Source organism: Vibrio sp. 10N.286.51.B11 (genome assembly GCF_041469245.1).
Classification (GTDB): Bacteria; Pseudomonadota; Gammaproteobacteria; order Enterobacterales; family Vibrionaceae; genus Vibrio; species Vibrio crassostreae_C.
Window position 1 is genome coordinate 82086 of record NZ_JBFRKI010000022.1, and the last position, 8468, is coordinate 90553.

The window sequence follows — 8468 nt, forward strand, 5'->3', positions numbered from 1 at the left end:
TGATGAACCTGATGAACCTGATGAAATTTATGAAACCTCAGTCACTTCGATTTGGTCTGCTTTAGCGAGCTTTTCATCGCGTTTTGAATCGGAAGAAGAGCTCAAGCTCGGCTTAGGAAAACGCTGCTCTCGTTCTTTGATGAATGACAGGCTAGTGTCCATTTCTTCGCTGTTGATGTAGTGCTGGAAGCGTTTCATCTTTTCAGGGTTTTCGATGGTGGTTTTCCACTCACACTGGTATTTTTCGATGTTGAGGGCGATATCGGCCTCAAGTTCTTCAGCAACGTTGAGCTTGTCTTCAATCACGACTTGCTTGAGGTATTCGATGCCGCCTTCAAGGTTCTCCATCCATACCGATGTACGCTGTAAGCGGTCTGCGGTACGTGTGTAGAACATCAAAACGCGGTCGATGTATTTAAGGAGTGTGGTTTCATCAAGGTCGGTAGCGAAAAGGTCACCATGGCGAGGGCGCATACCGCCGTTACCACAGATGTAGAGGTTCCAACCTTTGTCGGTGGCGATAATGCCAAAATCTTTTGATTGGGCTTCTGCACATTCACGAGTACAGCCAGAAACCGCAAACTTGATCTTGTGTGGTGAACGCAGGCCTTTGTAGCGGTTCTCAAGTCGAATCGCTAAGCCAACACTGTCGTCGACACCGTATCGACACCAAGTGCTACCGACACAAGATTTCACGGTACGAACCGATTTACCGTAGGCGTGGCCCGTTTCAAAACCTGCATCAATCAGCTTTTTCCAGATGATAGGCAGTTCGTTAAGCTGTGCGCCAAACAAGTCGACACGCTGACCGCCCGTGATTTTGGTGTACAGGTCGAACTCTTTAGCGACTTCGCCTAAAACAATCAATTTATCGGGAGTGATTTCACCGCCAGCAATACGCGGAACTACCGAGTAAGTGCCGTCTTTTTGCATGTTGCCAAGGTAGATGTCATTGGTGTCTTGCAGCTCGATATGTTGATCTTCAAGGATGTAATCGTTCCAGTAGGAAGCCAGAATCGAACCGACAGCCGGTTTACACACAGTACAGCCCAATCCGTTGCCGTGAGAATCTAACAGCTCGTCGAAGGTCTTGATTTTGTTGACGCGAATGATGTCGGTAAGCTCTTGGCGAGAATAAGCAAAGTGCTCACAGATATCGTTAGAGACTTCCACACCTAGGTTACTTAGCTCGCTATCGAGAACCTGTTTCGCAAGGGCAGAACAACCGCCACAACCTGTTGAAGCATTCGTGGTTTCTTTCAATGCAGCCATCGTGGTGCAGCCAGCTGAAACGGCCTCTTTAATATCGCCTTTGGTCACATCAAAACATGAACAGATCACAGCGCTATCAGGCAGAGCTTCAACACCCATTGCAGAGCCAGAATCATCGGCCACGTTAGGTAAAATTAGCACTGATGGGTTTTCAGGAAGGGGCATATCATTTTGCTTGATTTGCAGTAGCGAACCGTAGGCTTCTGCATCACCGACCAATACGGCACCGACAATTTTCGTGCCGTCAGCCGAGATGATCAAGCGTTTATAAACTTGTTCAATTTCATCGTTATAAGTATACGATTGAGCGCCTTCCGTCTTGCCGTGTACTTCACCAATACTGGCCACATCAACACCCAGTAATTTGAGTTTGGTGCTCATGTCTGCACCAGTAAATGAAGCGTCGCTCGTTCCGTCCGATAAGATATGCGCAGCCGCGATTTTCGCCATTGAATAGCCAGGGGCGACTAAGCCGAAGATCTTGTTGTCCCAAAGGGCACATTCACCAATCGCATACACGTTGTCGATGTTGGTTTGGCAGTGATCGTTAATCACAATGCCGCCACGTTCACCAATGGCGATATCAGAGCTGCGAGCTAAGGCATCTTGAGGGCGAATACCCGCAGAGAACACGATCATATCGGTTTCAAGGTGGGTGCCGTCTGCAAAGTTCATACGGTAGCGAGCGTTTTCTCCGTCGACTATTTCAGAGGTCGCTTTCTCGGTGTGAACCTGCACCCCAAGGTCTTCAATCTTTCTGCGCAGTAGCGCACCGCCACCGTCATCTAATTGTACGGCCATTAGGCGAGGCGCGAATTCAACCACATGAGTTTCCAAACCAAGGTTTTTGACGGCGTTTGCGGCTTCTAAACCCAGCAGTCCACCACCAATCACCACGCCCGATTTGCTGCCTTTACTTGAGAGCTCAATAGCGTCTAAATCTTCGATGGTGCGATAAACGTGGCAGTGTTCTTGGTCGTTACCGGGAATAGGGGGAACAAAAGGGAATGAGCCGGTCGCCAAGATTAGCTTGTCGTAACTTTCAACGTGACCACTTTCAGTGATGACTTGTTGATTGGCGGTGTCTAGCTTGGCAACCTTCTGATTCAACAAGTAGTTCACGCCGTTGCTTTGGTAATATTCTTCACTGGTCAATGACAGGTCATCAGCGCTTTTACCATTAAAGTAAGCCGTCAGCTGAACACGGTCGTAGGCCAGCCTTGGTTCTTCACTAAAAGTAATCACATCAAACTCATCACTGTCTGATTGCAGGATGTTGTCGATAAATTTGTGTCCAACCATGCCGTTACCAACAACGACGATTTTCTTCTTGCTCATAATCCATTCCTTATTCTCGGCATCACCATCACCATCACCATCACTAGCATCTAATTTCTAGTCGTTAGCAGATGAATACCGGGTTGAGATTCCACTCAATTCATAATCATCAAGAAAAACAAAAATGTTTTTTCTAAGTCTTGGTTTCTAGTGGAGCAAGGAGGGTGCCAGATTACGAGTTGTTCATTTAAATAAAATTTAACTTATATATTTCAATGCTTTAAAAATTTAGGGTGGCACGCAATTACCCCTAAAGTGGTATGTAAAATTTTTGTTAGATTTATATAAATGAGCGTTTGTGGTGCAACTTTCTGCAAGATGGTGCAAAAATTAAGTTTCTATCTTGGTTAAGTTCAATTTTGTTCAGCTTTGATATTTTACATTTAATTAAGTTGTTGTTTTTAAATGACAATATTTCAATTTGGTCGGGTGGTGTTAAGTGGCGTGCTATTTGCTTGGTTTCAGTTATTACAATTATGGATAATTGAGCGAGAAGCGGATGACCGATTCAAACAGCGGCTGGATAAAATCGACCTGTGCTTATTGTGGTGTAGGGTGTGGAATAGAAGCGAGACCGACATCGCTAGGGAAACTAGAAGTACGTGGTGATAAAGATCATCCATCAAACTATGGAAAGCTATGTACTAAAGGGATTGCGCTCGGCGACACCGTCACGCCTTTAGGTCGTCTTACACAGCCTGCTCATATTCAGAATGAGCAAAAACAACAGCTGGATTGGAACAGTGCCACTCAGTTGGTCGCAGACAAATTCAATCAAACCATCGAAGAATATGGGGCCGATTCGGTTGCGTTCTATGTATCTGGTCAGCTGCTTACCGAAGACTATTATGTTGCCAATAAACTGATGAAAGGCTTCATTGGTAGTGGCAACATCGACAGTAACTCTAGGTTGTGTATGGCTTCAACCGTGGTCGGGCATAAGCGAGCATTTGGCGCAGACACAGTACCGGTTTGCTACGAAGATCTCGAGCAAGCCGAACTCGTCGTGATTACAGGTTCCAACTTAGCATGGTGTCACCCGGTACTTTTCCAAAGATTAAGAGCCGCGAAACAAGCCAACCCTGCATTGAAAGTCATCGTCATAGACCCGCGTTATACCGACACTTGTGAAATCGCAGACATTCACTTGGCATTGGAATCAGGATCAGACGTCGCATTGTTCAATGGTTTATTGGGTTACCTCGATGATAACGACAAGCTAGATGCAGACTACATAGAAAACCACACCCAAGGCTTTACTGAATCGATTCGATCTGCGACTCACTACCGTTATACAGAGTCAGGTTATACCGAATCAGGCTGGGGCGACAAAAGTGTTCCTGAGCTTACAGGGTTAACAGAGCAGCAGCTAAAACAGTTCTACAGCTTGTTTGCATCGAACGAGAAGGTGCTGACCATTTACTCTCAAGGCGTGAACCAATCGACACAAGGGTGCGACAAGGTAAACGCCATTATTAACTGCCATTTAGCCACCGGAAAAATCGGTAAGCCGGGTATGGGGCCATTCTCTGTAACGGGCCAGCCGAACGCAATGGGTGGCCGAGAAGTGGGCGGTTTAGCCAATACCTTAGCGGCGCACTTTGAATTTGGTGACCCGCAATCACACCAAACCGTCAGTGAGTTCTGGCAAACCGACAGCTTAGCCACACATGCGGGTTTAAAAGCGATTGACCTGTTTGATGCCATGAATGAAGGCAAAATCAAAGCCGTGTGGATCATGGCAACCAACCCAGTCGTAAGCCTGCCTGATAGCGAAAAGATCAAAGCGGCATTAGAGAAGTGCCCATTTGTGGTGGTGTCGGACTGTATTGCCGATACTGAAACCACTCGCTTGGCCGATGTGGTGCTGCCCGCACAAGGGTGGAGTGAGAAATCGGGTACCGTAACCAACTCTGAGCGTCGAATCTCACGCCAACGCCGTATATTACCAAGCCCAGGGGAAGCCAAACCTGATTGGTGGATATTAAAAGAAGTCGCACAAAAAATGGGATTCAAAGAGCAATTCGAGTTCCGCCACGAAGGTGAGATCTTCAAAGAATATTGCGAGATGACAGCGCTCGGCAATGAAACAGGCAAAGCCCGTGACTTATGCTTAATTGGACTCACGCAACTGGATGAGAAGGGCTATGGCGAACTCACTCCACAGCAATGGCCAGTATTAGAGTATCAACCAGAGATCATTGAGCAGCGCATGTTCACCAATGGCGTGTTCTTTACTGAATCAGGCAAAGCACAGTTTATTGCAGTTGAGCACGATAAACCGATTGCCGATACCAGCCTTGAATTCCCGCTTATCATGAACACAGGCCGAATCCGAGACCAATGGCACACCATGAGCCGAACGGGCTTGGCTGCAGGTTTAGGTGAACACACACCAGAACCCTTTGTCGCCATGCATCCAGATACGGTTGCAGAGCTTGGCTTAGATGAATTTGGGCTAGATGCCTTCAACCACTCCACTATTAATCCAGTGGTGAAAGTGCGCAGCGCACAAGGCAAATGCCAAGCCCGCTTAGTAGTAACCAAAGAAATGCGCCGTGAACAAGTTTTCATGCCTATCCATTGGAATGCACCGACTGCCAAAGACAGCAAACCGTGTGACTTGATCTTGCCTCATACCGATGCTGCATCAGGCCAACCAGAGTTCAAACATACACCTGTAGTAGTTGAGCCGTGTGGTTATCGCAGTGAAGCGGCACTGGTCAGTGACAAGGTGATGGATTGCAGCGGCTTTGATTACTGGGTACGCCAAAGAGTGGAGGGCGGTTTTCTGTATCGCATCTCATCATCTAAGAACCCAATGGAGCTGGTGATTCAACTGGCCAACACACTCGATGCCTTACCAGAACCCAACGCGGAGGCGATCAAATCACTCCATTACCACGGCAACAAATCATTCAAGAACTACGGCTCCGCCAAGCTGGGTCAGTCTGGTGTAAAGCAAGCCTTCGTGGTGAACAGTAAGCTTGACCATCAAAGCATCGAATGGTTGGTGGAGTGCCTAACCCGAGAAGCCGATGAAGAGTTCGAAGCCGAGTTTTTGAGTACCATGGCGAAGTAGTTACTACCTCTCATTCTTCCATATCTATAGCGTAAACGCCGACTATCATGTCGGCGTTTTTGTTTGAGAACACGACTCTTAAGTTATGACAACTCATAGTCTGAATTGCGGTTCACTCACATATTGGGGAGTTTTCTGCATTTTGCCGAAACTATATGGAAAATTTCTGCTTTTCGTCATGTTTGATACAAAGATAAGTAGGTAAGATGATGTTATTAAATGGGTTATTAGACAGAGCCTGAACTGTTTAGATTACTAGACAGAATTGTTTCAGGGACAAAATGAAGAATTATTCTGTCTAATATAGCTGTTAACTGTATTAATTGAATTTGAGGTGACAGTGAAGAAAAATAGAAACTTGGTTGAAGTGATGCTGGAAAACTCAGAATCCATAGCTGATCAATTTGTTGAAAGTGAATGGGTCAAAGATATACCCGTGGTAGGGACAGCTTTTAAACTTATGGCAGCAAAAGAAGAGCTTAAGAACTCCATGTTTAACGCAAAAGTTACTAAGTTTCTAGATTCTCTCAATCAAACCGGTATTACAGAGCGTGCTGAGTTCACTAACTTTTTTCTGGATAACTCCAGAGAAAAGGAGCGTGTTGGACAAGCGGTAATGTTAGCTGTTGATAATATGAACGACCTAGAAAAATGTCACCTGCTTGCAAATTGGTTTGCTGCATACATCGGTGAACATATTTCTCAGTCTGAGTTTCGCAGAGGCTGCGATGTCATCTCTAAACAGTTCATCGACGACCTCTTAGATTTTGTTAGTGGAGACCATGAGTACCTTCTTTTAGAGTCCCTAATTGGTACCGATTTAGTCCGTGTTGAGGGTGGTTTGATGCTTGATGACGACATGTCTACTGTGGAAGCTGTTGTTTCTTCATTTGGCCATAAGTTTCGAGAGACCTTGTCAAAAATACAGGGCATCACGTAGCAACAATACAGTTAACAAACAATTTAAGAGGGATTCCCAACGCTTGGCATTTTTGCTTCTACTTCAATTTTAGTGTTTATGGCACAATGCTTTAGGTTGGGTGGTAGCGTTGCTCACCCCTTAATTGGGCTACAGTTTTAAGAGGCAATATGGAACAAGATAAAGATTTATTAGGTATAAAACCAGTAGCTAGAGCGGCAGAAAAAAGCGTGGATGGCGTTGGTGCATTTTTAGGCAAAATTTGCATGCCCGTTGCAGAGGAGCTAGGACTATATTTTCAAGATAAAGTGAAAGTTTGGAGAGCTAATAATGCCGCTAAAATTGAGTCTAAGGCAGAGGAGTTAGCTCTTAAGAATGGTGGCTTCGACGGTAAGGCAGTCCATCCACTTCTTGCTTGGAAAATTATGGAGAATGGCTCTTTTGCTGACACACCGGAGCTTCAGGCTGTTTGGGCTGGTTTGCTTTCGTCGTCATTGGGTAAAGAACCAGATGATAGTAACCACATTTTTATTAATCTAGTTAGTCAACTAACTGCTATACAAGTAAAAATAATTGAATATTCGTGTTTAACTGCGAGTAAGTACGTATCTTCACAAGGCTACATTCAAGCTGATGATCTAATACTAGAAAAAGATGTTATTTTTGAAATTTCTGGTTGTAAAGATATTCACCGACTAGATCGAGAATTAGACCATTTAACAAATTTGGGTCTTTTTGGTGATTTAGGCGGAGGTGGTTTCCATCCTGAGAATGGAACCGTAATTCTTACTCCTTCTCCTTTATCTTTACATTTGTTCGTTCGTTGTTGTGGTTCTAGTGAAGATCCTATTGCGTTCTATCAAGCAAAGCCTAAAACAAAGCCTGACCAACAAAAAAACTAACAAAGCGTTTAAGACAGATTCCCAACGCATGGCATTTTTTATTCCATCGTTGGGTTTTGTGTTTATGGTGGTATGGTTAGGTTTCGTGGGGGCGTTGCTCACTACTTAACGCGGCTACATGGATTCCCCCGGTTGTCAAAAATCCGCTAAACTTATGTTGATGGGTTTTGGACTGCCGCTCTACATTCGGCCTACTTATCGACGATTCGCATACGTCGTGGCCCTGATGACTTTGCGCGACTGCGGTGCCTTATTCGTTAGATGACATCTAGTGTGTCCGCCGCATTAACAGGCTCTCCGCAAGTGGTCTTAACCTATCTCCATCATTAGCGTCTGCAATGACCCGGTGGGTTTAACTCTCTATGCTGCTTAGGTTTCTACTTAAGCAGCATAGTTTTCATATTCTGTTTGATTGTGTAAAAGCGACCATATAATTCGTGCGTTCTTCGCGGCCAGTGCCACTATTGCTCGGTTCATTCCTCTTCGTTCTAGAACGCCGCGACACCACTGACTTAACTTATCTTGCTTGTCGCCAAGGTTGGCAATCACGGTCCTTGCGCCATGAACTAATAGTGTTCGTAAGTATTTATCATTCGGCCTAAGCGAGGTTTTCCTCCTGTGGAATATTGCTTTGGTACGAGTCCTAGCCAAGCAGAGAAATTACGGCTTTTATCAAATTGAGAACCATTGCCTATCGAAGCAAGTATCGCAGTAGCGGTTTGCGGCCCAATACCTCGAACTTTCATCACTCGTTGAACATTAGCGCTGACCTTAGCAAAAGAGTCGAAGACTTGTTCAGTATCGGCGATACGTTGATTCAACTCTCCAAGGTGGTGATAAGCATCGGCAATCACCGTTCTTGCGAGATGTGGTAGTTCATTTTCTGCATCTTCGAGCATTAAGGGAATCTGTTTCATCAATGAAGAGCGACCAACGGGAATGATCAACCCGAACT

4 protein-coding genes and 1 pseudogene are annotated in these 8468 nt (G+C 45.3%); 3 read left to right on the plus strand and 2 right to left on the minus strand.

Features of this window, described 5'->3' with window-relative positions; all coding sequences use genetic code 11:
• Window positions 1-27: 27 nt before the first annotated feature.
• Window positions 28-2610 carry a nitrite reductase large subunit NirB gene (nirB, locus tag AB4154_RS12160; RefSeq protein ID WP_372123149.1) on the minus strand — a complete coding sequence of 861 codons (2583 nt, stop codon included), beginning with the start codon at window positions 2608-2610 and terminating at the stop codon, window positions 28-30.
• A gap of 484 nt (window positions 2611-3094) precedes the next feature.
• Here nirB and AB4154_RS12165 point away from each other — a divergent pair, with 484 nt between their 5' ends.
• From AB4154_RS12165 to AB4154_RS12175, 3 genes are all read left to right on the plus strand, one after another.
• Window positions 3095-5692 (plus strand): molybdopterin oxidoreductase family protein, encoded by a 2598-nt coding sequence (locus AB4154_RS12165; protein ID WP_372123151.1) that lies wholly within the window; start codon window positions 3095-3097, stop codon window positions 5690-5692.
• Window positions 5693-6032: 340 nt separating this feature from the next.
• A complete protein-coding gene (locus AB4154_RS12170) occupies window positions 6033-6632 on the plus strand; it encodes a hypothetical protein (RefSeq protein ID WP_139151624.1) in 600 nt (199 codons plus the stop codon).
• A gap of 149 nt (window positions 6633-6781) precedes the next feature.
• Window positions 6782-7513, plus strand: coding sequence for a hypothetical protein (locus tag AB4154_RS12175; RefSeq protein ID WP_372123153.1), 732 nt, complete (start codon window positions 6782-6784; stop codon window positions 7511-7513).
• A gap of 381 nt (window positions 7514-7894) precedes the next feature.
• On the opposite strand, the pseudogene AB4154_RS12180 reads toward AB4154_RS12175, so the two are convergent.
• Window positions 7895-8468, minus strand: a pseudogene (locus AB4154_RS12180) (IS110 family transposase); the annotation flags it as partial.